Below are 22,756 nucleotides of genomic sequence, written 5' to 3' on the forward strand. Positions count from 1 at the left end.
CGGCGGCGCAACCAAGGACCGAAGTGGAAGAGCCGGTGCAGGCCGGCAGGTCAGCCACGCCAACGGCCTGGCTCCCACAACGATCTAGTGAAATCACCGATCAAGAATCAACGGCGGTGGATCAGGGCTCAGCGAGGGTCGGCCGGGTGCAGGGCGAGGGCGGATCGGGAGCGCAGATGGGCCTCGCAGTGACGCACCAGCTCGTCGTACGCCTCCTGTCCCATCAGCGCCACGAGCTCGGCCTCGTTGGTGACGTAGACCGGCTCGACGCCCACGTGGGCCTCGGTGTTGCCGGAGCAGTACCAGTCGAGGTCGTGGCCGCCGGCGCCCCAGCCGCGACGGTCGTACTCGGTGATGGTCACCTCGACGTACGACGTGCCGTCCATCCGCTCGATCTCGCGGAAGGTACGGCGGATCGGGAGCTGCCAGCACACGTCGGGCTTGGTCTCCAGCGGGTTGCGGCCGAGCTCGAGCGCGAGGCCGTGCAGCGCGCAGCCCGCGCCGCCGGCGAAGCCCGGCCGGTTGGAGAACACGCAGGAGCGTTGGCCGTCGACCTCGTGCATGCGGGTCTTCCGCTCGCCGTCCTCGTCCTTCTCGACCCAGTCCTTGCGCTTGACCGGGCGGCCCGGGTGGGACTGCCACTGCGCCGGCGTGAGCTGCTCGACGAAGCCGGCGACCCGCTTCTCGTCGGCCTTGTCGGCGAAGTGCGCGCCGAGCGTGCAGCAGCCGACGTCGGGGGAGTCGGCGTAGATGCCGGCGCAGCCGCTGCCGAAGATGCAGGTGAAGGACGACGTGAGCCAGGTGAGGTCACACTTGAGGACCTCGCTCTCGTCGGCCGGGTTGATGAACTCCACCCACGCACGGGGGAAGTCGAGAGAGACCTCGGGCACCGCGCAAATCTAGATCACCGTGCACGGCGCTCCGGCGTCGGCTAGTACCGTGGACGCATGCGTCTGGGCGTGCTCGACATCGGCTCGAACACCGGCCACCTCCTGGTGGTCGACGCCCACGGAGGCGCGGCGCCGCTGCCGGCGTACTCCTACAAGGAGCCGCTGCGGCTGGCCGAGCACCTCGACGAGAACGGCGACGTGTCGCCGACGGGCATCGCCGCGCTGACGGCGTTCACCGCCCAGGCGCTGATCGTGGCCGAGGAGAAGGGTTGCGAGGAGATGCTGCCCTTCGCGACCTCCGCGGTCCGCGACGCCGGCAACTCCGAGCAGGTTCTGGCCCACGTCGAGGCCGAGACCGGGGTGCGGATCGAGGTGCTGCCGGGCGAGGACGAGGCGCGGCTCACCTTCTTGGCCGTACGACGCTGGTTCGGTTGGTCGGCCGGCCGCCTCGCGGTGTTCGACATCGGTGGCGGCTCGCTGGAGATCGCGGCCGGCTCCGACGAGCGGCCCGACGTCGCGTGGTCGCTGCCGCTGGGCGCCGCCCGGCTGGCGCGGGCGGAGTTCGCAGCGCGACCCGACGAGGACCAGCTGCGCCGGATCCGGCGCCGGATCCGCGCCGAGATCGCGCGCGACGCGGGCCACCTGCTGCGGGCGGGTACGACGCATCGGGCGTCCGCGACCTCGAAGACCTTCCGCTCCCTGGCCCGCATCTGCGGTGCCGCGCCGTCCGCGGACGGACCGCTGGTCCCCCGGACCCTGCCGTTGGTCGAGCTGCGTCAGTGGATCCCGAAGCTGGTGGCGATGACGCCCGAGGAGCTGGCGGCGCTGCCGGGGGTCTCCTCGGACCGGGCGCACCAGATCGTGCCCGGCGCGCTGGTCGCCGAGGCCTGCATGGACATCTTCGACCTGTCCGAGCTGGAGATCTGCCCGTGGGCCCTGCGTGAGGGCGTGATCCTCGAGCGGATCGACAAGCTGAGCGTCACCGACCCGTCATGAGCGAGCGGGGCCGTCCCCGGATCGGGCTCTCCACGAGCTCGGTCTACCCGGAGTCGACGGCCCACGCGTTCGGGTACGCCGCCGCGGTCGGCTACGAGGCGGTCGAGGTGATGGTCGGCATCGACGCGCTCTCCCAGCAGGTCGACGCCGTCCGCCAGCTCTCCGAGCACCACGGGCTGCCGGTCAGCGCGATCCACGCGCCCTGCCTGCTGTTCACCCAGCGGGTCTGGGGCGTCGAGCCCTGGGGCAAGCTCCAGCGGTCCGCGGCGATGGCGAAGGCAGTCGGCGCGGAGGTGGTGGTCGTGCACCCCCCGTTCCGCTGGCAGAAGGAGTACGCCCGGGACTTCGTCAACGGGATCGCCGCGCTGGAGGAGTCCTCGGGCATCGCGTTCGCCGTCGAGAACATGTACCCGTGGCGGACCTCGCGGCGCCGCCTCGAGATGTACCTGCCCGGCTGGGATCCCTCCGACGAGCCCTACGCCAACACCACGATCGACCTGTCCCACGCGGCGATCGCCCAGTCCGACCCGGTCGCGATGGCCGAGCGGCTCGGCCCCCGGCTGCGCCACATCCACCTCACCGACGGCACCGACTCCGCCAAGGACGAGCACCTCGTGCCCGGCCGCGGCGACATGGGCGCCGACGTATTCCTGCAGCACCTCGCCGCGACCGGCTTCGCCGGCGAGGTCGTGCTCGAGATCAACACCCGGCGCTGCACCACACGCGAGGAGCGTGAGGCCGACCTGCGCGCCTCGCTCGAGTTCGCGATCGAGCACCTGGGCGCCGTACCTGTGCCGGACACGGACGGGCGGTGAGCCCGGTGAGCGCGGTCGAGATCGCCGGGCTCCGGGTCGTCCGGGGTGGGACGGCGGTCATCGACGGCCTCGACCTGACCATCGGCGCCGGCGTCACCGGCCTGCTCGGCCCGTCCGGCTGCGGCAAGTCCACGCTGCTGCGCTCGATCGCCGGCGTGCAGCGGGTCGCCGCCGGGACCGTGACCGTCCTCGGCGAGCCGGCCGGCAGCGCTGCGCTGCGCGACCGGGTCGGCTACCAGACCCAGTCCTCCAGTGTGTACGACGACCTGGCGGTCCTGGAGAACCTCCGCTTCTTCGCCCGGGTGCTCGGCCTTCCGCCCGCCGCGGCCGAGGCCGCGCTCGCGTCGGTCGACCTGACCGGCCAGGGCGGCGTGGTCGTCGGCCGCCTCAGCGGCGGCCAGCGCTCGCGCGTCGGGTTGGCGGTGGCGCTGCTGGGCAGCCCGGCGTTGCTGGTGCTCGACGAGCCGACGGTCGGCCTCGACCCGGTGCTGCGCCGCGACCTGTGGGCGCTCTTCCACCGGGTCGCCGACACCGGGACGGCGGTCCTCGTCTCCAGCCACGTGATGGACGAGGCCGAGCGCTGCGACACGTTGCTGCTGATGCGGGAGGGCCGGATCATCGCCGATGGTGCGCCCGGCGAGATCAAGGCGGCGCAGGGCGTGGCCGACATCGAGTCCGCCTTCCTGGCCCTCGTCGAGGGGCGGGGGATCGCGTGACGCCCCGGGTGACGCTGGCGATCGCCGTCCGGGTGCTCACCCAGCTGCGCCGCGACCACCGCACGCTCGCGATGCTGCTGCTCGTGCCGTGCCTGCTGCAGGCGCTGCTGTGGTGGATCTTCTGGGACCAGCCGCTGGTCTTCGACCGGATCGGGCCCGCCCTGCTGGCGATCTTCCCGTTCTTCGTGATGTTCCTGGTCACCAGCATCACCACGCTGCGCGAGCGGTCCGGCGGCACCCTCGAACGGCTCTTCACGATGCCGATGGGCCGCCTCGACTTCCTGGTCGGCTATGCGCTCGCGTTCGGCGCGATCGCCGCCGTGCAGGCGGCGCTCGCCGCGGGTGTCGCGGTCGGGCTGCTCGACCTCGACCTGCGCGGCCCCGACGTGCTGCTCGTGCTCGTGGGTGTCGTCGACGCCGTGCTGGGGACGGCGCTGGGCCTGTTCGTGTCCGCCTTCGCCCGCACCGAGTTCCAGGCGGTGCAGTTCCTGCCGGCGATCGTGGTGCCGCAGATCCTGCTCTGCGGGCTGATCGTCCCGCGCGACCGGCTGCCGCGGGTGCTCGAGAGGATCGCCGACGTGATGCCGCTGACCTGGGCGGTCGACGCGATGGAGCACCTCGCGACCACGGCTCGCACCGGCGCGGTGTGGCGCGACCTCGGGATCGTGGTGGCGTTCGCGGTCGCCGCGCTGGCTCTCGGCGCGGCGACCCTGCGCCGTCGTACCGAATGACCGGGGGCGCCCGCCCCGTCGGGTGCGGACGGGTGACCGGTCCCGGCCGCGACGGCACCGAGTGGCACGGCTGTCGGGTGCGGCGAGTGGCGGAGCGTCCCGCCGACCTGAGACTCTTCGTCACGTCGTTGGTCTCCAGACGGTGACCACCCAGGACGGGAGTGAGCAGGGCGTGGGCGAGAAGCGGACCGCAGTCATCGGTGCTGGCGTGATGGGGGAGACCCTGCTGTCCGGCCTGATCCGGGCCGGCCGCGCCCCCGGGTCGCTCGTGGTCGTCGAGAAGCGGGCCGAGCGCGCCGCCGAGCTCGCCGACAAGTACGGCGTCCGGGTGGTCGACGACGTCGCCCAGGCCGCTGCCGCCGACACCGTGCTCCTGGTCGTCAAGCCTCAGGACATGGCCGACGTGCTCACCGAGCTCGGCCCGACGCTGCGTCCCGGCCAGCTCCTCGTCTCCCTCGCGGCCGGCATCACCACCGGCTTCGTCGAGGCCCGCGTTCCTGACGGCGTCGCCGTCGTCCGGGTCATGCCCAACACGCCCGCGCTCGTCGACCAGGGCATGGCGGCGATCTCGCCCGGCACCCACTGCGACGAGGGCCACCTGGCCGAGGCCGAGGAGCTGATGGCCTCGGTCGGCCGCGTCGTGCAGGTGCCCGAGAAGCAGCAGGACGCCGTCACGGCGATCAGCGGCTCCGGGCCGGCGTACGTCTTCTTCGTGGTCGAGTCGATGATCGAGGCCGGGGTCCACCTCGGTCTGCCGCGGACCATCGCCCACGAGCTGGTCATCCAGACCCTGCTGGGCTCGGCGACGATGCTGCGCGAGACCGGCGAACACCCTGCGGTGCTGCGCGAGCAGGTCACCTCGCCCGGTGGTACGACGGCCGCGGCCCTGCGCGAGCTCGAGGTGCACCGCGTGCGCGCCGCCTTCCTCGCCGCCCTCGAGGCCGCCCGCGACCGCTCGCGCGAGCTCGGCTCCTGACCTCTCGCCCAGCCTGCACCTGGCGGGTGCCGCACCCCATGCGGATTGGTCGACGATCTCGCCGATCCGCAGCCCATCCGCAGGGGGCGCGGAGCTACGCCACCTCGGTCAGGCTGCGCACGGTCTGGACCCGCACGCCGGTACGGCGGGCGTCGTGACGGCCGTGGCGGTCGAGCAGCAGCGCCTTGAGGCCGGCCCGCTGGGCGCCGACGACGTCGTGGCGCAGCGAGTCGCCGACCATCAGCGTCGCCGCCGGGTCGGCGTCGAGCGAACGGCACGCGGTCAGGTAGGAGCGGGCGTCCGGCTTGGCGGCCGGTAGCGACGACGAGGCGAACACGGGGACGTCGGGACGGAGCAGGCCGGTGCGGCGCACCTTCTCGGTCTGCACCGCCTGGTCGCCGTTGGTGAGGATGCCCACGGGGATCCCGGCCGCGCGGGCGGCGTCGATCGCCGCCCCGGCGTCGTCGAAAGCCCGCCAGGCGGCGCGGTAGCAGGCCAGGAAGCCGGCGTAGACGTCGTCGGCGAGGGCGTCGTCGGCCAGGTCCCAGCCCGGCAGGAAGTCGCGGATCCGGGCGCGGCGGTGCTCGACGAAGCTCACCTCGCCGCGTTGGGCGCGCTCATGGTGGCGGGTCTCCAGCACGAACCAGCGCTCGACGTGCTCCTCGAGCTCGCCCGGCGTCTGCGCGAGCCCGAGCCCGGCCAGCCAGGTGCGCAGCCCTCGGTCGGCGGCGCCGCGGTGGTCGAAGAGGGTGTCGTCCAGGTCGAGGAGGAGCGCCTGGAAGGACATGCGGAGCAGTCTGCCAGTGCCCACCGACACCGGCCCGGGCCGGTCGGAGCGGATCACATCGGTGTGGTTCGGGTGGCGAGTGAGGCTCCGGGTCAAGACGACACGCCGGATCGGGAAAGTTTCACTGGTTCATCTCTTCCCCACGAGTCACATCTGGCCCTATTCTCACGCCAGTGGCGTCCGGCTGATCACAGCTGGGGAAGGCGGTGACGCCGGACGCGGAAAGTTGGTTTGTCATGGCTCCTTCGTCGCGCGAGCGCACCGAGTCCCTCCCGGACCCGAAGTTCCTTACCATCGCTGAGGTCGCGTCGGTCATGCGCGTCTCGAAGATGACCGTCTACCGCCTGGTGCACAGCGGCGAGCTTCCGGCCGTGCGGGTCGGCCGCTCGTTCAGGGTCACCGAGGACGACGTCAACGAGTACCTGCGCAAGTCCTTCTACTCCGCCGGCTGAGCGCCTCGCGGATCCGGCGCGTGTGCTCACGAGCCGGTCGATTCTTCGCGCTCACGCGGGTCCGGATAGGCTGACCCGGTGCTCCGGAGTCCCCGGAGCGTCGTACGTCACGCCGAGCGCTGCCGCGCCCGGCGCTCCGGAGAGGTTCCACGTGGGTTCTGTCATCAAGAAGCGCCGCAAGCGCATGGCGAAGAAGAAGCACCGCAAGCTGCTCAAGAAGACGCGCGTCCAGCGTCGCAAGCTCGGTAAGTGATCCGAGCCAACCAGTAGCTTCCTGATTCCGAGGAGTCGGTGGAGATGGGTGCCGGACGCACGGTGCTGGTCACGGGGGTCTCGCGAGACCTCGGCCGCACCCTTGCGCGCACCCTGGCCACCGACCCCGGGATCGACCGGGTCGTCGGTGTCGACGTCGTCCCCCCGCGGGGCGACCTCGGCGACGTCACCTTCGTGCGCGCGGACATCCGCAACCCGATCATCGCGAAGGTCATCGCGAAGGAGGACGTCGACACCGTCGTCCACATGAGCGTGATCGCGACCCCCGGCTCCGCCGGTGCCCGCGGCACCATGAAGGAGCTCAACGTCATCGGGACGATGCAGCTCCTCGCGGCCTGCCAGAAGGCCGAGGGGCTGCGCACCCTGGTCGTGAAGTCCTCGACGACGGCGTACGGCGCCAGCAGCCGCGACCCCGCCATGTTCACCGAGGACATGCAGCCCCGGCGTCCCGCCCGCACCGGCTACGCCAAGGACGTCGCCGAGGTCGAGCAGTACGTCCGCGGCTTCGCGCGCCGTCGTCCCGACGTGACGACCACGCTGCTGCGCTGTGCCAACGTCATCGGACCGCGCGTCGAGAGCCCGCTCGCGTCGTACTTCCGGCTGCCGGTCATCCCCACCGTGCTCGGGTTCGACCCGCGCCTGCAGTTCCTGCACGAGACCGACCTCAACCGGGTCCTGCGTCATGCCGTGCGCGAGGACGTCGGTGGCACCTTCAACGTCGCCGGTGACGGCCTGCTGATGCTCTCGCAGGCGCTGCGCCGCGCCGACCGGCCCAACATCGCCGTGCCCGGCGTCGCCTTCGGCGGCCTCGGGTCGGTGCTCAAGTCGGTGCGCCGGGCCGACCTGTCGCCCGAGCTGGTCGCCTTCTTGACCTACGGCCGCGGCGTCGACACCACGCGGATGCGCAACGAGCTCGGGTTCGAGCCGCACTACACGACGGCCTCGGCCTTCGCCGAGTTCGCCGCCTCGCTCCCTCCGGGGTCGCGCCGCACCGAACGCCTGCTCGGCTCGCTGGCCGAGCGGCTGCCCGCGGTCGAGGACGACCGCCCCACCCAGCTCGCCCTCGCGGGAGGAACGGATGGCTGACGCCGAGATCATCCCGATCGGCACCCGCGGCCAGCCCGGCCGCGGCACCGGCAAGCGGCCCTCGGCCGCGGCCCGCGGTCTCGCACCGAAGGGCAGCACGCCGCCGCGCAAGGCGCCCGCGAAGAAGCCGGCGCCGGCCGAGCAGGGTGCTGCGGACCAGGAGCGGCCCGCCGTCGAGGACGCCCCGGTCGTCGCGTCGCCGTCGCTGCTCGACCCGCCGTCCGACGTGCCCGTGGCCGGGCCGGCTGCCACGTCGGGCACGCGCGCCGAGGAGCGCGGCGCGGGCCCGCTCGCCGGCATCCCGGTCGGCGACTGGCTGGCCGCCTTCCAGCACGCCAGCAAGGAGCTGTTCGGCGAGCAGTGGGAGCCCCAGCTGGCCCGCTTCCTGGCATTCCTGCGTCGCCGCGTGACCGGCGACTACACGGTCGACGAGTACGGCTTCGACGCCGAGGTCACCGAGCGCTTCTTCATGGCGGCGCTGCGCCCGGTCGCGCAGAAGTGGTTCCGGATCGAGGTCCGCGGGGTCGAGAACATCCCGGCCGAGGGCGGCGCCCTCGTCGTCTCCAACCACTCCGGCACCATCCCGGTCGACGGACTGATGACGATGGTGTCGATCCACGACCACACCGGCCGCTTCCTGCGCCCGCTCGGCGCCGACCTGGTGTTCCGGCTGCCCGTGGTCGGCGCCGTGGCCCGCAAGGGCGGCGCCACGCTGGCCTGCAGCGAGGACGCCGAGCGGATGCTGCGCGGCGGCGAGCTCGTCGGGGTGTGGCCCGAGGGATTCAAGGGCATCGGCAAGCCGTTCTCGGAGCGCTACAAGCTCCAGCGGTTCGGCCGCGGCGGCTTCGTGTCGGCCGCGCTGCGCACCGGAGTCCCGATCGTGCCGCTCTCCGTGGTCGGCGCGGAGGAGATCTACCCGCTCGTCGGCAACATCCCCTCGCTGGCCCGCCTGCTCGGCGTGCCCTACATCCCGATCACGCCGCTCTTCCCGCTGCTCGGCCCGCTCGGTCTGGTGCCGCTGCCGTCGAAGTGGCTGCTCGAGTTCGGCGAGCCGATCCGCACCGACGAGTACGACGACGGCGCGGCCGACGACCCGATGCTGGTCTTCAACGTGACCGACCAGGTCCGCGAGACCATCCAGCAGACGCTGTACAGCCTGCTCATGCAGCGGGAGTCGGTCTTCCGCTGAGGCCGCGCGGCCTGCCGTGCTGCGAACGGCGACGCGTCGCTCGCGGGCACGGCGTGAGTGACGCTGCTCGACCTTCGCGTGTGGTCATCTGGTCATCGAGCGAGCTCGATGACCAGATCCGCGTTCACTTGCCGCCGAGCAGGCCGCCGACGATGCCGGTCAGGCCGTCGACCAGGCCGGGCACGAGACCGGGGTCGGTCGCGGTGCCGTCGGTCGTCTGGGAGCCGCCGTTGATGCCGAGGGTGTCGGTGAGACCCTTCGTGACGCCCTCGACGGTCTCGCCCAGCGGGTTCGTCGGGGACTTGGTCGGGTTCGGGACCGTCGGGAGCTCGACCGGCGGCAGCAGCGGCGGCGCGACGGTGGTCGGGGCCGGCGTGGCCGGCGCCTGCGGCGCCTTGTCCTTCTTGGTCGGCAGCGGCGCCGCGTCGGTCACCGAGGCGGTGAGATCACCGCTGAGGACCGCGCTGAGCGGGAGGGTCGCGAAGTCGGGGACCTCGGTGACCGCGCCGCCGGCACAGGTCGGGCAGGCCTCCCACGCGGACACGTCGATCTGGCGGATCGTCTGGGTCGCGGTGATCAGGGCCGAGCGGCTCTCGGACGGGACGAGCGGGCCGAGGCCGGCCAGGACGTCCATGCTGTCGCCGGCGAACGCGCGCAGGTCGACGATCCGGCCGGACTTGCCGGTGGCCGCGTAGTCCTCGAGCGCGAACCCGGAAGCCTGACGGGCCTGGTCGGTGAAGTCCTGGAGGGTCGCGTTGACCTCGTCGGCCTCCGCGTCGTGGGCCAGGAGCGACTGGAGCTCGTCGAGGCGGGCCTCGGCGTGCGAGATCAGGGCGTCGGCCTTCGCGGCACCGTCGGGCTGCAGGTTGGTCTGCGCGTCCTCGATCGCGCGCTTGACCGGGTAGAGGACGTCGCCCGGCAGCGCGTCCTGGGAGGCCATCGCCATCGAGCCGGTCGCCGAGACGACGGCGAAGCCGCCGATGACGGCAGCCAGACGGCGCTCGCGGGAGCCCCGGCGCTGGCGCGGCGTGAGCCGGAGGGCCAGGTCCTCCTCGGTGCGGGCCGGCTCGCGCTCGGCGGCGGCGATCAGCTGGGTGCGCAGGGAGGAGACGAACTCGGGACGGGCGGTCACGGGCGGCACGGCGCGCAGGGCCGCGACCAGCTCGAGGAGATCGGCGTGCGCCTCCGAGTCACCGGCGCGGCCGGAGACCAGAGCGTCGAAGTCCTCGGCGCCGCGCGACCAGGCGTTCCCGCGCATCACAACGACCGTCCTCGTGTCGGGAGGGCGGCGGCTCCCGCGGAGCACGCCCTCGTGTTCTCTCGGACGTCCAACGACTCGACGACGGAGCTGGTTACGGTCCGGCAGGTCAGGGCGGCGTAGTCCGAAATGACCATCGGCCGCTGCGTCCTCATCGCAGACCCTCGGGCATCAGCTTGGCCAGGTTGCGCACCCCGCGCAGCTGGAGCTGCTTGATCGCGCCGTCGCTGCGCCCGAGGGCGGCGGCGGTCTCGGCGATGCTCATGCCCTGCAGGAAGCGCATGATCAGGCAGTCGCGCTGCTCGTTGGGGAGCTTGGTGAGCGACTCGAGCAGGATCTCGTTGGTGAGGCTCGCGAGGACGGCGTTCTCGGGTCCCTCGGTCGCGTCGTCGTGCTGGCCCATGTCCTCGGTGGTCAGCTCAAGGCGGGTGCGGCCCGCCTTGAAGTGGTCGGTGGCCAGGTTGCGGGCGATGGTCATCAGCCAGGCGCCGAAGTCCTTGCCCTGCCAGCGGAAGGACGACATGTTGCGCAGCGCGCGGAAGAAGGTCTCCGAACAGAGGTCCTCGGCGACCACGACGGAGCGGGTGCGGTAGTAGAGGAACCGGTAGACCGACGGCTGGTAGTGGTCGTAGAGCTGCCCGAACGCCTCGGCGTCCCCGCCGCGGGCCAGCTCGACCAGCGCGATCAGTCGCTCCCGGGCCTCGGGGGAGTCCTCGGAGGAGGTGGCGAGCGTGGCGTCGTCGAAGCCGGACGTGGCGTCGCGGTCGAACCCCTCGGTCTCCGCGGTGGCCTCGCTCAGCAGCCAGCGGTCGGGGGTACGACGCCCCCGGTCCGGGCCGAGGGCCGCGCCGGCCCCGGCGAGCGCGGGCTGGAGGCCGGCCTGGGGGCACAACGCAGCGAGAACGGCCGCGCGCAGGGCGTCCAGCCCTCGCGACAGGTCGGTTCGCTGCCAGGTCATGCGGGTCCCCTCCCTAACGCCCCCGGAGGGGATCCTACGGGCGATCCTTGCGCAGTGGAACCGGAACGCGGGAACCGGTCGACCGGATTGCGGACCACCCAAAGTGACCACGTCGCGCTCCGGTAGCGCGGCCGTCAGGAGACGTGGCGACGCACCTGGCGCCGGACGACGGCCCCGGCGATCGCCGCGCCGGTGGCCGCCGATCCGGCGATCAGCCCGGCCCGGGCCGCCTTGCGTCCGGTGCGGTAGTCATGGATCCGCCAGCCGCGGGCCCGGGCGTGGGCGCGCAGTCTCGCGTCCGGGTTGATGGCGCACGGGTCGCCGACCAGGCTGAGCATCGGCAGGTCGTTGGCGGAGTCGCTGTAGGCCGAGCACAGGGACAGGTCGAGGCCCTCCCGCTCCGCGAGCGCGGTGATGGCGACCGCCTTGGCGGGCCCGTGGAGCATGTCGCCGACGAGCCTGCCGGTGTAGGTCCCGTCGACGTGCTCGGCGACCGTGCCGAGGGCTCCGGTCAGGCCGAGCCGGCGGGCGATCAGGCTGGCGATCTCGATCGGCGCCGCGGTGACCAGCCACACCCGCTGGCCCTGGTCGAGGTGCATCTGTGCGAGCGCCCGGGTGCCGGGCCAGATCCGGTGGGCCATCGCCTCGTCGAAGATCTCCTCGCCGATCTCCTCGAGCTCCTGCACGGTGTGCCCGGCGATGAAGGCGAGCGCGGAGTTGCGGGCCTCGGCGACGTGCTCGGGGTCCTCGACGCCGGCGATGCGGAAGTACGCCTGCTTGTACGCCGCCCCGACGAGGTCGCGGGTCGTGAAGAACTTGCGCCGGTACAGGCCCTTGGCCAGGTGGAAGATGCTGGCGCCCTGCATCACCGTGTTGTCGACGTCGAAGAAGGCCGCTGCCATCGGGTCGACCGGCTGCGCGAGCGCCCTCTCGACCTCGGCGGCCGCCGCCGCGGCCTCGCCCGCCAGGCGCGAACGTTGCTGCAGGTTGAGCCGTCGGGGGCGGTCAGCGGGCGGCACCATGCGCCCACCCTAGAAGAACCGGCGCGCGCGTAGGATCCCTCCATGCCGTTGCCGGACGCCTCCGCTGTCCCCGACGTGGCCGCCCTCGTCGCGTCCGCCGCCGCCGAGCATCCCGAACGGCTCGCGGTCGTCGAGGCCGGCGGCCGGGGCCTGACCTGGGCCGAGCTCGAGGACGAGGTCGCCCGGGTCGCGACCGGCCTGGGGCGGGCGGGTGTGCTCGCCGGCAACCGCGTGATGCTGGTGCTCGGCAACCGGCTCGAGTTCGTCACCGGCTACCTCGGAGTGCTGCGTGCCCAGGCGGTCGCCGTACCGGTCAACCCCGGCTCCACGCCCACCGAGCTGGCCGCGATGCTCGTCGACTGCGGCGCGCGTCTGGTGCTGGCCGACGGCGGGACCGTCGCCGCGGCCCGTGACGCCGTGAGCCGCGCCGAGGTCGCTGCCGCCGCGCACGACGAGCACCGCCCCGCCCCGCGGATCGTGCTCGTCGGCGCCGAGGCCGGCGCGGCCGGGCCCACCGAGATCACGTACGCCGACCTGCGGGCCGAGCCGGCCGTGCCGGTCCCGCCGCTGCAGGACCCCGAGAAGCTCGCGGTCCTGCTCTACACCAGTGGCACGTCGGGCCGGCCGCGAGCCGCGATGCTCACGCACCGCGCCCTGCTCGCCAACGTCGACCAGGTCGCCGCGGTCCACCCGCCGATGATCCACTCCGACGACGTCGTGCTCGGCGTGCTCCCCCTGTTCCACGTCTACGGGCTCGGAGCCGTGCTGGGCGGCGTGATCCGGCATCGCGCCAAGCTGGTGCTGGCCGAGCGGTTCGACCCCGAGGGCACCCTCGACCTGGTCGAGGACGAGGCGTGCAGCGTCGTCCCGGTCGCGCCGCCGGTGTTCGCGGCCTGGCGGGGCGTCGACGCCCTCGCCGAGCGACTCGGCCCGGTGCGGATGATCCTGTCCGGCTCCGCGCCGCTCGCCGCCGAGACGGTCGAGGAGTTCGGCGCCCTCGCCCGGGTCCCGATCCACCAGGGCTACGGCCTCACCGAGGCCTCGCCGGTCGTCACCAGCACCCTGCGCTCGGCCGAGGCGAAGCCGGGCTCGGTCGGCGCGGCGCTCGACGGCATCGACATCCGCCTCGTCGACGAGGAGGGCGTGCCGCTCGACGATGCGGCCGTCGACGACCCCGGCGAGATCCAGATCCGCGGCCGCAACCTGTTCAGCGGCTACTGGCCCGACGGCCAGGACGGGCCCGCCGCCGACGGCTGGTGGTCCACCGGCGACGTCGGCTTCCTGGACGCCGACGGCGACCTGTTCCTGGTCGACCGGGTCAAGGAGCTGGTCATCGTCTCCGGCTTCAACGTCTACCCGACCGAGGTCGAGGCCGTGCTCGAGGGCGTCGCGGGCGTGCGCCAGGCGGCGGTGCTCGGTGTCCCCGACGAGCGGACCGGCGAGGCGGTCATCGCCTACGTCGTGCCCGAGAGCGGTGAGGTGACCGGAGCCGGTGCCGATGCCGTCGTGTCCGCAGTCCGGGCCGCGGCGGCCGAGCAGCTGGCGCCGTACAAGCGGCCGCTGCGGGTCGAGGTCGTCACCGCCCTGCCGCGCACCGTGACCGGCAAGATCCGCAAGGGCGTGCTCCGCGGCGCCGAGCGGCGCAAGGCACTGGGGATCCTGGAGTGAGCGGCGTGAGCGGCGCGAGCGCGCGGGTCACGCTCTACAGCCGGCCCGGCTGCCATCTGTGCGACGACGCCCGCGCGGTGATCGAGGCGGTCTGTGCCGAGCTCGGCGAGTCCTACGACGAGGTCTCGATCGACGACGACCCGGTCCTCGCCGACCGCTTCGCCAACGAGATCCCGGTGACCTTCGTGGACGGTCGCCAGCACGACTTCTGGCGGGTCAGCCCCGACCGGCTGCGGGCCGCACTGCGCTGACGACGCACCGGGCGAGGCGCCGGATCCGGTGACGCTTACCACGGCGTTTGCCCGTACCTGATCCGGGGGCCTTTCGTCCATTTTGTTCCCACGTTCACAAACTCCTACAGTGATCGAGCCGCGTGGTTGACGCCCGATCGTGCGGCTGGAAAGTGGAGCTGTGACCACACGGAGTTCGACGGATGCCACCCGGGTCATCCCGGAGGCCACGGTCGCCCGCCTGCCTGTCTACCTGCGGGCGCTGACGGCCCTGGCCGACAGCGGGATCCGCACGTGCTCGAGCGAGGACCTGGCGACGGCGGCGGGCGTCAACAGCGCCAAGCTGCGCAAGGACCTCTCCTACCTCGGCAGCTACGGCACCCGCGGGGTCGGGTACGACGTCGACTACCTCCGCTACCAGATCGCCCGTGAGATCGGGGTCACCCAGGACTGGCCGGTCGTCATCGTCGGCATCGGCAACCTCGGGCACGCGCTGGCCAACTACTCCGGCTTCCGCAGCCGTGGCTTCCGGGTCGTCGCGCTGCTCGACGCCGACCCCGCGCTCGTCGGGCAGACGGTGGCGGGCGTCGTCGTCCGGCCGTTCGACGACCTGGAGGAGATCGTGCGCGAGCACGACGTCGCGATCGGCGTGATCGCCACCCCGGCCTTCGCCGCGCAGGACGTCGCCGACCGGATGGTCGCGATCGGCATCACCAGCATCCTCAACTTCGCGCCGGCCGTCGTGGCGGTTCCCGAGGGCGTCGACGTGCGCAAGGTCGACCTGTCGATCGAGCTGCAGATCCTCGCCTACCACGAGCAGCGCAAGGCCAACGGGGCCGACCCGACCAACGCCGATGGAGGTGCCGCGTGAGCGTGCTCGTCGTGGGGATCTCCCACAATTCCGCGCCGGTCTCCCTGCTCGAGCGGGTCGCGCTCGACCGCGACGGCGTGCACAAGCTGATCACCGACGCCGCGTCGTGCGAGCACGTCAGCGAGGCGACGGTCATCGCGACCTGCAACCGCCTCGAGATCTACACCGAGGTCGAGCGCTTCCACGGCAGCATCGAGCAGATCTCCCGCCTCCTGGTCGACCGGGCCGGGGAGACGACCGAGGCGATGCTCCCGCACCTCTACGTCCACTACGACGACGGCGCCATCTCCCACCTGTTCCAGGTGGCCGCCGGCCTCGACTCGATGGCGGTCGGCGAGGGCCAGATCCTCGGCCAGGCCCGCGAGGCACTGCGCCGAGGCCAGGAGCTCGGCACCGTCGGCCCCGCGCTCAACCTGCTCTTCCAGCAGGCGCTGCGGGTCGGCAAGCGCACCCGTGCGGAGACCGAGATCGACCAGGTCGCCCCGACCCTGGTCAGCGCCGCGCTCGAGGAGACGGCCAAGGTCGTCGGCCCGACCGAGGGCAAGTACGTCGTCGTGGTCGGTGCCGGAGCGATGGCCGGACTCGCGACCGCGACCGCCAGCCGTCTCGGCGCCGGTCGCCTCTCGATCGTGAACCGGTCCCTGGACCGCGCGGTCCGCCTGGCCGTGCAGTACGCCGGCGAGGCCGTCCCGTTGGCCGACCTCGGCGAGGAGCTGGCTCGTGCCGACATCGTGATCAGCTGCACCGGCTCGACCGGCACGGTCATCGACCGCGCGCTGCTGTCCCGTGTCCGCGGCGACGTCGATCGGCCGCTGGCCCTGATCGACCTCGCGCTGCCCCACGACATCGCGCCGGACGTGGCCGACCTGCCCGGCGTACGACGCGTCGGGCTCGCCGAGCTCGCCGACCTGCTCCACGGCGGTCCGACCGGCCGCGAGGTCCAGGAGGTGCGCCGGATCCTCGGCGAGGAGGTCGCCGCCGTTCTCGCCGCCCGCCGTCAGGCGAGCGTCACCCCGACCGTGGTCGCGCTCCGTTCCATGGCCACCGGCGTCGTGGACGCCGAGATGACCCGGCTCGAGGGCCGGCTGCCGGACCTCGACGAGGCGACCCGCGAGGAGATCCGGCACGCCGTGCGTCGGGTCGCCGACAAGCTGCTCCACGAGCCGACCGTCCGGGTCAAGGAGCTCGCCAACGAGCAGGGCGCCGTCTCGTACGCCGCTGCGCTGGCCGAGCTGTTCGCGCTCGACCCGGACGCGGTCGATGCCGTCACCCGCCCCGTCGTCGGTGAGGAGGGCCGGTGATGGCCGCCCTGCGCATCGGCACCCGCCGCAGCATCCTCGCGACCACCCAGTCCGGGCACGTCGCCGACGCCCTCGAGGCGCTCGGCACGGCGACCGAGCTGGTCGAGATCACCACCGACGGCGACCGCAGCCAGGCCGGTGGTGTCCCGCTCACCGGCGCGCCCTCGACGGGGGTGTTCGTCAGCGCGCTGCGCGACGCGCTGCTCGCCGGCGAGGTCGACGTCGCCGTCCACTCGCTCAAGGACCTGCCGACGTACTCCACCGAGGGGATCGTGCTGGCCGCCGTCCCTCCCCGGGAGGACCCGCGTGACGTCGTCGTCGCCCGCGACGGCCTCACCCTCGGCGAGCTGCCCCCGGGCAGCAAGGTCGCCACCGGGTCGCCGCGCCGGGTCGCGCAGATCGAGGCGCTCGGTCTCGGTGTCGAGCTGGTCGGGGTCCGCGGCAACGTCGACACCCGGATCGGCCGGATCGCCGAGGGCACCTACGACGCCGTCGTGCTCGCCCGCGCCGGGCTGGCCCGGCTGGGCCGGGCCGACGAGGCCACCGAGGTGCTCGACCCGCTCCAGGTGCTGCCGGCCCCCGGGCAGGGGGCCCTGGCCGTCGAGTGCCGCAGCGACGACACCGCCACGCTCGCCCTGCTCGCCCGGCTCGACGACGCCGGCACCCGGGCCGCCGTCACCGCCGAGCGCACGCTCATGGCCACGCTCGAGGGTGGCTGCGCCGCCCCGATCGGTGCCCTGGCCGAGGTCGCCGACGGCGACGAGGGGCCCGAGCTGTGGCTGCGGGCCGTGATCTTGTCCGAGGACGGCGCGCTGTCCCTGCGTCGCTCCGCCTCGGCCGCGCTCGGCGCCGACGGCGCGTCCTGGGCCGCCGACGCCGCCAAGCTCGGCGGCGATCTCGGCGCCGAGATGCTCGCCGACGGAGCCGCGGAGCTGATGGCACAGCTCACGCAGCCGCGGGGCGAGCAGTCCCGCCCCACCGACTCGAACTCCCACCCATCCGCACGATCTGCAGAGGTGCCCAACCCATGACGCGAGCCACGACAGCCAAGAAGGCTGCTTCGACTCCCGCCGCCGCCCAGGTCCACCCCGGAGGCTCCGGCTTCACGGCCTTCGTCGGCACTGGTCCCGGTGATCCCGACCTGCTGACCGTGCGCGCCGTGAGGCTGATCGAGGACGCCGACGTCGTCATCACCGAGGACCCGGGTCACGCCGACCTGGTCGCGGTGGTGCGCGCCCGTGCCGCGCAGGTCGGCGAGGAGCAGGCTCCCGCTCCCGAGATCGTCGACGGCGGCTTCGGCGAGGACGGCCAGCCGCTGACCCACGCCGCCCGCGCCAAGGTCGTCGTCAAGCAGGCCAAGCGCGGCCTGCGCGTCGTCCGCCTCCTCGGCGGCGACCCGTTCCTCTACGCGTCCGGTCCGGAGGAGGCCCAGGCGGTCGCCAAGGCCGGCCTCGCCTTCGAGGTCGTCCCCGGCGTCTCCTCGGTCGGCGCCGTCCCGGCGTACGCCGGCATCCCGCTGACCACCAAGGACCACCGTGAGGTGGCCGTGGTGACCTGCGGCGACAAGGTCGACTGGACCCGGTACGCCGACACCCCGACCCTGGTGCTGCTCTCGGCCGTGGGCCAGATCGGCGACATCGCCAAGCAGCTCATCGCCATCGGCCGCTCGCCGCGCACCCCGGTCGCGATGACCCGGGTCGGCACGACCACCGAGCAGGAGACGATCACCTCCACGCTCGAGCACATCGCCGCCGACGCCCGCGCCGCCCGGATCGCCCCGCCGGCGATCACGGTCATCGGTGCCGTCGTCGACCTGCGCGAGAAGCTGTCGTGGTTCGAGACCAAGCCGCTGTTCGGCTGGCGGGTGCTGGTGCCGCGCACCAAGGAGCAGTCCGCGTCGCTGTCCAACCGGATCCGCGAGTTCGGTGGCGTCCCGGAGGAGGTCCCCACGATCTCCGTCGAGCCGCCGCGCAACCCGCAGCAGATGGACAAGGCCGTCCGCGGCCTCGTCGAGGGCCGCTACGAGTGGATCGCGTTCACCTCGGTGAACGCCGTGAAGGCCGTGCGCGAGAAGTTCGAGGAGTACGGCCTCGACGCCCGTGCCTTCTCCGGGCTGAAGATCGCCGCCGTCGGTGAGAAGACCGCCCAGGCGATCGCCGACTGGGGCCTGCGCGCCGACCTCGTCCCCTCGGGCGAGCAGTCCGCCGCCGGGCTCCTCGAGGACTGGCCCGAGTACGACGAGCAGCTGGACCCGATCAACCGGGTGTTCCTGCCGCGCGCCGACATCGCGACCGAGAACCTGGTCGCCGGCCTGATCGATCTCGGTTGGGAGTGCGACGACGTCACGGCGTACCGCACCGTCCGGGCCGCCCCGCCGCCGGCGCCGACCCGCGACGCGATCAAGACCGGCAAGTTCGACGCCGTCGTGTTCACCTCGTCCTCGACCGTGCGCAACCTGGTCGGCATCGCCGGCAAGCCGCACCCGTCGACGATCATCGCGGTGATCGGGCCCGCCACGGCGAAGACCGCCGAGGAGCACGGCCTGCGGGTCGACGTGCTGGCCCCCAAGCCGGACGTCGAGCTGCTCGTCGAGGCCCTCGCCGGCTTCGGCGCGAGCCGTCGGGCCGCGATGCTCGAGGCCGGTGAGCCGGTCACCAAGCCGAGCGACCGCAAGCCGTCCGCTCGCCGACGGAAGGCCTGACCCGGTAGGGCACGCGCCACATGTAACTAAGTGTTACAGCACGGTTTTCCACCACTTGGGCCACTTGCGTCCCAAATCGGAGCTGTAACACTTAGTTACAAGCGGCTGCCGTGCAACCTGATCAGGTGGTCACCACGTTGGGTCCGTCATGGAGCGGATGACCGATGCGTGACGACAGCGAGTTCGTCGCCTTCGCCCAAGGCTCGCGCGACCGGCTGCGCCGCACGGCGTACCTGCTGTGCGGTGACTGGGACCGGGCGGCGGACCACGTCCAGGACGCACTGATCCGGGTGTACGTCGCGTGGCCGCGACTGACCCGGGCCGGGCGTGAGTACGCCTACGCCCGCCGGGCTCTGGTCAGCGTGGTGCTCGACCACGCCCGGCGCCGGTCGAGCAGCGAGCTGGTCGTCGAGCCCGACGTGCACCGGCCCGACGGCGTCGACGTCGCCGAGCTGGTCAGCGCCCGGGAGACCCTGCTGCAGGTGATGGCCGAGCTGCCGCCGCGGCAGCGGGCCTGCGTCGTGCTGCGCTACTTCGACGACCTCAGTGTCGCCGACACCGCGAAGGCGCTCGGTTGCAGCGAGGGCACCGTCAAGAGCCAGACCGCGCGTGCGCTGGATCGGCTCCGCTCCGTGTTCGAGGACTCGTCGCTGGGCGAGCTGACCCTGGGAGCTGGAACATGGTGAACGACATGCGGGCCCTGCTGCACGACGCGGCCGCCGCCCCGCCGGCAGACGACATCGACCTGGCCACGGTGCTGGCCGGTGGCCGGCAGCGGCTACGGCGGCGCCGCGCGCGCCTCGCCGGCGGACTGGCCGTCGTGGTGGTCGGCACGGTGGCCCTGGGCACGGTCGTGGGCCGCGACGCCGACGGCCGGGACACACCGGCCGCGAGCGCCGTACCGCGTCCGGAGGGGCCGGTCGTCCGGCTCGCCGATGCCCGGCAGGCGAAGGAGGGCGTCGACTACGACGTCGTCGCGTCCCAGACCAACGACAACCTGGACGCCGCGAACGGCCGGTACTTCGACGGGGTGACCGAGGACGGGAAGATCCTGTTCCGCGACGGTCCGCACGGGCCCGAGAACTCCATGAGGTACGCCCTGCTCGACCCGGCGACGGGCCACAAGGACTGGCTGCCCCGCTTCCCGGAGCACCAGCAGGTCTTCCCGCTCGAGCTCGGCCGGGACCGCCTGGTGCTGCTGACGGCCGGCAACGACCGCGGCACCGGCCTGCGGGCCTGGGTGTACGACCGCGCGGCGCGGACCTGGGCGTCGATCGCGTGGGCCGGGCTCCCGGACGAGGCCGACCTGTCCAAGACCGAGATCGGCCCGGGCGGGCGGCTGTACGTCGGCGTTCCCGCCACCGTCGGCAGCCCGCCGCCGGGTGGCTGGCCGACGGGCCCGGACGGCGAGGCCGACGACGCCGGTGCGACCGGGGAGACCTACGACCTGTGGTCGGTGTCGCTCACCGACAGCACCGACGCACGCGAGGAGGGCCTGCGCGTCGGAGACATCGCGTTCACCGACGACGCGATGGTGTGGTCGGCCGCGACCAACGGCAAGAACGACCGGATCCACGTCCGCGACCTCGCCACCGGCGCCGAGCACGACTTCGACCCGCACTCGGGTGCGCGCTGCAACCTGCTGGGCTTCGGCGCGCTCGACGACCGGATCGTGCTCAGCCAGTACTGCGGCACCTACGACAACGGTCGCGACGACCGGGTCCAGGTCCTCACCACCGACGGCGACCTGGTGACCACCCTGCAGGGCAACGGCCTCGACGGCTGGGTCACCGGCGGCGTCGTCCGGGTCACCGCCCACGACCCGGCCCGGCCCGGGACCTACGTCTACGAGCCGGACACGGGTCGCTTCGCCCGGGTGTCCGACGGCAACTCGTCGTGGGGGCTCGGCGGGCCGGTGCCGGACGGCTACCTGCTGTGGGACACGCCCGTCGGTACGGCGAGCGACCCGCAGGAGCCGATCCCGGGCGCCACCCAGTGGCTGGCGAGGTGGCGCTGAGCGCCGGTCCACCAGGGATGCGGGACAATGGGCGGGTGAACGAGATCCTGCGCCCGATCGTCCGTCCCCGTCGCCTGCGGACCTCGGCGGCGATGCGTGACCTCGTCGCCGAGACCACGCTGCGGCCCGGTCAGCTGGTGCTGCCGGCGTTCGTCCGTGAGGGCGCGAGCGAGCCGACCCCGATCGGGTCGATGCCGGGCGTCGTCCAGCACACCCGCGACTCCCTGCGGAAGGCGGCGGTCGAGGCGGCCGAGGCGGGTCTGCGCGGGATCATGCTGTTCGGCGTGCCCGAGACCAAGGACGCGGCCGGGTCCGGCGCGACCGACCCCGACGGGATCCTCAACGTCGCGATCGCCGACGTCGTCAGCGAGGTCGGCGACGCGCTGGTCGTGATGGGCGACCTGTGCCTCGACGAGTTCACCGACCACGGTCACTGCGGCGTCCTCGACGGCGCCGGACGGGTCGACAACGACGCCACCTTGGAGCGGTACGCCGACATGGCGGTCGTGCAGGCCCGGGCCGGCGCCGGGATGGTCGGGCCCAGCGGCATGATGGACGGCCAGGTCGCCGTGATCCGCGACGCTCTCGACCGCGCCGGGTTCACCGACACCGGGATCCTCGCCTACTCGGCCAAGTACGCCTCCGCCTTCTACGGCCCGTTCCGCGAGGCCGTCGACAGCGCGCTGCAGGGCGACCGCCGCACCTACCAGCAGGACGGCCGTCGCGACGGGCGCGAGGGCGTGCGCGAGGCGCTGCTCGACATCGAGGAGGGTGCCGACGTCGTGATGGTGAAGCCGGCCCTGGCCTACCTCGACGTGCTGCGCCAGGTGGCCGACGCGGCCGCGGAGCTGGGCGTGCCGACGGCGGCGTACAACATCTCGGGGGAGTACTCCATGGTCGAGGCCGCCGCCGCCCACGGCTGGATCGACCGCGAGGCCGCCATCCTCGAGACGCTGACCTCGATCCGCCGGGCCGGTGCCGGGATCATCCTCACCTACTGGGCCACCGAGGCTGCGCGCCTCCTGGCCCGCTCCTAGGTAGGCCGGTCTCGCTCCGAGGCTCGCGGCCCCGGAAATGGGCGAGAGCCCCGGACTGCGGGGCAGTCCGGGGCTCTCGCGGGTCGTGCGGGGTGGCTACGGCTTGAGGCCGTAGCTCAGCAGGCAGTTCAGCAGCTGCACCGTCTGGGTGAGCTTCGGGAACTCCGCCTGGCAGGCGGTGGCCGCCTCCTGCTTGGTCAGCAGGCCGAGGATGCCGCTGATCGCGGTCGAGGTGACCGCGCCGACGCCCTCGTCGACGCCCTGGATGACCGGGTCGAGCGGGGTGTTGGTCTTCGGGAGCTCCGGGCTGGAGGGCTTGGGCTGGGTCGGCTTGGCCGGCGTGCCGCCGACGCCGCCGTCACCGCTGCCCGCGCCCTGGGCCGGGTCGGCGGCCGGAGGCGTCGGGGAACCGGTGGTGGTGTCCTCGGTGCTGCCCTTGCCGTTCTTGAACTTGCCGGGGCCGCGGACCTCGAAGCTCGGCGGCTCGGGGACGACGTAGCCCGCGGCGGTCGAGTTGTTCGGCACCGAGGTGAAGTCGCCCTCGAGGTAGGCGTTCATGATCTTGAGGACCAGGTCGACGTACGCCTGGCTGTGGTTGTAGCGGTAGACCGCGGCGCGCTGGCCGACCACCGTGGAGAGGTCGCCGTCGCCCGAGCACAGGTAGACCGCGGCGGCGAGGGCCGCGTCGTCGACGTCCTGCGGGTTGCGGGCCGCGTCGTGGGGGGGGGGGGGGGCCCCGCCCCGCCCCCCCGCCCGGGGGGAGGGCAAAGGGGCGGCCCCCC

At 73.0% G+C, this 22,756-nt stretch carries 23 protein-coding genes and 1 pseudogene; 18 read left to right on the forward strand and 6 right to left on the reverse strand.

What is annotated here, in order from left to right; genetic code table 11:
- Positions 1–128 precede the first annotated feature (128 nt).
- Entirely contained in the window at positions 129–890 is a 762-nt protein-coding gene (locus KU893_RS07610) for a DUF3109 family protein (RefSeq protein ID WP_218233761.1), read from the reverse strand.
- Between the two features lie 57 nt (positions 891–947).
- Between KU893_RS07610 and KU893_RS07615 the strand changes: the two genes are divergently transcribed.
- From KU893_RS07615 to proC, 5 genes are all read left to right on the forward strand, one after another.
- On the forward strand, positions 948–1,886 hold the full coding sequence (locus KU893_RS07615) for a Ppx/GppA family phosphatase (protein ID WP_218233762.1): 939 nt from the start codon (positions 948–950) through the stop codon (positions 1,884–1,886).
- Positions 1,883–2,701, forward strand: coding sequence for a sugar phosphate isomerase/epimerase family protein (locus tag KU893_RS07620; protein ID WP_218233763.1), 819 nt, complete (start codon positions 1,883–1,885; stop codon positions 2,699–2,701). Before KU893_RS07615 ends, KU893_RS07620 begins: the two co-directional genes overlap by 4 nt.
- A complete protein-coding gene (locus tag KU893_RS07625; RefSeq protein WP_218233764.1) occupies positions 2,698–3,417 on the forward strand; it encodes an ABC transporter ATP-binding protein in 720 nt (239 codons plus the stop codon). Before KU893_RS07620 ends, KU893_RS07625 begins: the two co-directional genes overlap by 4 nt.
- Positions 3,414–4,148 (forward strand): ABC transporter permease, encoded by a 735-nt coding sequence (locus KU893_RS07630; protein WP_218233765.1) that lies wholly within the window; start codon positions 3,414–3,416, stop codon positions 4,146–4,148. The genes KU893_RS07625 and KU893_RS07630 overlap by 4 nt, the downstream gene beginning before the upstream one ends.
- Before the next feature lie 142 nt (positions 4,149–4,290).
- The gene (proC, locus tag KU893_RS07635; protein WP_257440803.1) at positions 4,291–5,124 is read left to right on the forward strand and encodes a pyrroline-5-carboxylate reductase; all 834 of its coding nucleotides are present in this window, start codon (positions 4,291–4,293) and stop codon (positions 5,122–5,124) included.
- Positions 5,125–5,218: 94 nt separating this feature from the next.
- On the opposite strand, the gene KU893_RS07640 is transcribed toward proC, so the two are convergent.
- Positions 5,219–5,911 carry an HAD family hydrolase gene (locus tag KU893_RS07640; protein ID WP_218233766.1) on the reverse strand — a complete coding sequence of 231 codons (693 nt, stop codon included), beginning with the start codon at positions 5,909–5,911 and terminating at the stop codon, positions 5,219–5,221.
- Between the two features lie 236 nt (positions 5,912–6,147).
- Between KU893_RS07640 and KU893_RS07645 the strand changes: the two genes are divergently transcribed.
- The 4 genes from KU893_RS07645 to KU893_RS07660 all read left to right on the forward strand — a co-directional run bounded on the left by KU893_RS07645 (position 6,148) and on the right by KU893_RS07660 (position 8,911).
- Positions 6,148–6,363: a helix-turn-helix domain-containing protein gene (locus KU893_RS07645; protein WP_218233767.1), complete on the forward strand. Its 216-nt coding sequence runs from the start codon at positions 6,148–6,150 to the stop codon at positions 6,361–6,363.
- A 151-nt stretch (positions 6,364–6,514) separates the two neighbouring features.
- Entirely contained in the window at positions 6,515–6,616 is a 102-nt protein-coding gene (locus tag KU893_RS07650) for a 30S ribosomal protein bS22 (protein ID WP_008356322.1), read from the forward strand.
- A 44-nt stretch (positions 6,617–6,660) separates the two neighbouring features.
- Positions 6,661–7,722 carry an NAD-dependent epimerase/dehydratase family protein gene (locus tag KU893_RS07655; protein ID WP_218233768.1) on the forward strand — a complete coding sequence of 354 codons (1,062 nt, stop codon included), beginning with the start codon at positions 6,661–6,663 and terminating at the stop codon, positions 7,720–7,722.
- Positions 7,715–8,911: a lysophospholipid acyltransferase family protein gene (locus KU893_RS07660; RefSeq protein ID WP_218233769.1), complete on the forward strand. Its 1,197-nt coding sequence runs from the start codon at positions 7,715–7,717 to the stop codon at positions 8,909–8,911. The genes KU893_RS07655 and KU893_RS07660 overlap by 8 nt, the downstream gene beginning before the upstream one ends.
- Before the next feature lie 124 nt (positions 8,912–9,035).
- Here KU893_RS07660 and KU893_RS07665 read toward each other — a convergent pair whose 3' ends face one another.
- The 3 genes from KU893_RS07665 to KU893_RS07675 all read right to left on the reverse strand — a co-directional run bounded on the left by KU893_RS07665 (position 9,036) and on the right by KU893_RS07675 (position 12,149).
- A complete protein-coding gene (locus KU893_RS07665; RefSeq protein ID WP_218233770.1) occupies positions 9,036–10,169 on the reverse strand; it encodes a DUF5667 domain-containing protein in 1,134 nt (377 codons plus the stop codon).
- 151 nt (positions 10,170–10,320) lie between these two features.
- Positions 10,321–11,127 (reverse strand): sigma-70 family RNA polymerase sigma factor, encoded by an 807-nt coding sequence (locus KU893_RS07670; protein WP_218233771.1) that lies wholly within the window; start codon positions 11,125–11,127, stop codon positions 10,321–10,323.
- 134 nt (positions 11,128–11,261) lie between these two features.
- The gene (locus KU893_RS07675) at positions 11,262–12,149 is read right to left on the reverse strand and encodes an HAD family hydrolase (RefSeq protein WP_218233772.1); all 888 of its coding nucleotides are present in this window, start codon (positions 12,147–12,149) and stop codon (positions 11,262–11,264) included.
- A 42-nt stretch (positions 12,150–12,191) separates the two neighbouring features.
- Between KU893_RS07675 and KU893_RS07680 the strand changes: the two genes are divergently transcribed.
- The 9 genes from KU893_RS07680 to hemB all read left to right on the forward strand — a co-directional run bounded on the left by KU893_RS07680 (position 12,192) and on the right by hemB (position 21,974).
- A complete protein-coding gene (locus KU893_RS07680) occupies positions 12,192–13,817 on the forward strand; it encodes an AMP-binding protein (protein ID WP_218233773.1) in 1,626 nt (541 codons plus the stop codon).
- On the forward strand, positions 13,814–14,068 hold the full coding sequence (locus KU893_RS07685) for a glutaredoxin family protein (RefSeq protein WP_257440793.1): 255 nt from the start codon (positions 13,814–13,816) through the stop codon (positions 14,066–14,068). The genes KU893_RS07680 and KU893_RS07685 overlap by 4 nt, the downstream gene beginning before the upstream one ends.
- 160 nt (positions 14,069–14,228) lie before the next feature.
- Positions 14,229–14,918: a redox-sensing transcriptional repressor Rex gene (locus KU893_RS07690; RefSeq protein WP_257440790.1), complete on the forward strand. Its 690-nt coding sequence runs from the start codon at positions 14,229–14,231 to the stop codon at positions 14,916–14,918.
- On the forward strand, positions 14,915–16,219 hold the full coding sequence (locus tag KU893_RS07695) for a glutamyl-tRNA reductase (protein WP_218233774.1): 1,305 nt from the start codon (positions 14,915–14,917) through the stop codon (positions 16,217–16,219). The genes KU893_RS07690 and KU893_RS07695 overlap by 4 nt, the downstream gene beginning before the upstream one ends.
- Complete coding sequence (gene hemC / locus KU893_RS07700; protein ID WP_218233775.1) at positions 16,219–17,250, forward strand: hydroxymethylbilane synthase; 1,032 nt, start codon at positions 16,219–16,221, stop codon at positions 17,248–17,250. The genes KU893_RS07695 and hemC overlap by 1 nt, the downstream gene beginning before the upstream one ends.
- Positions 17,247–18,920: a bifunctional uroporphyrinogen-III C-methyltransferase/uroporphyrinogen-III synthase gene (locus KU893_RS07705; protein WP_218233776.1), complete on the forward strand. Its 1,674-nt coding sequence runs from the start codon at positions 17,247–17,249 to the stop codon at positions 18,918–18,920. The genes hemC and KU893_RS07705 overlap by 4 nt, the downstream gene beginning before the upstream one ends.
- A gap of 164 nt (positions 18,921–19,084) precedes the next feature.
- Positions 19,085–19,606 (forward strand): SigE family RNA polymerase sigma factor, encoded by a 522-nt coding sequence (locus tag KU893_RS07710; protein WP_218233777.1) that lies wholly within the window; start codon positions 19,085–19,087, stop codon positions 19,604–19,606.
- Positions 19,600–20,937 (forward strand): hypothetical protein, encoded by a 1,338-nt coding sequence (locus KU893_RS07715; protein ID WP_218233778.1) that lies wholly within the window; start codon positions 19,600–19,602, stop codon positions 20,935–20,937. The genes KU893_RS07710 and KU893_RS07715 overlap by 7 nt, the downstream gene beginning before the upstream one ends.
- A gap of 17 nt (positions 20,938–20,954) precedes the next feature.
- Positions 20,955–21,974, forward strand: coding sequence for a porphobilinogen synthase (gene hemB, locus KU893_RS07720; protein ID WP_218233779.1), 1,020 nt, complete (start codon positions 20,955–20,957; stop codon positions 21,972–21,974).
- A 96-nt stretch (positions 21,975–22,070) separates the two neighbouring features.
- Here the strand turns inward: hemB and KU893_RS07725 are convergent.
- Positions 22,071–22,756, reverse strand: a pseudogene (locus KU893_RS07725) (hypothetical protein); the annotation flags it as partial.

It is taken from the genome of Nocardioides daeguensis (genome assembly GCF_019192965.1).
Classification (GTDB): domain Bacteria; phylum Actinomycetota; class Actinomycetes; order Propionibacteriales; family Nocardioidaceae; genus Nocardioides; species Nocardioides daeguensis.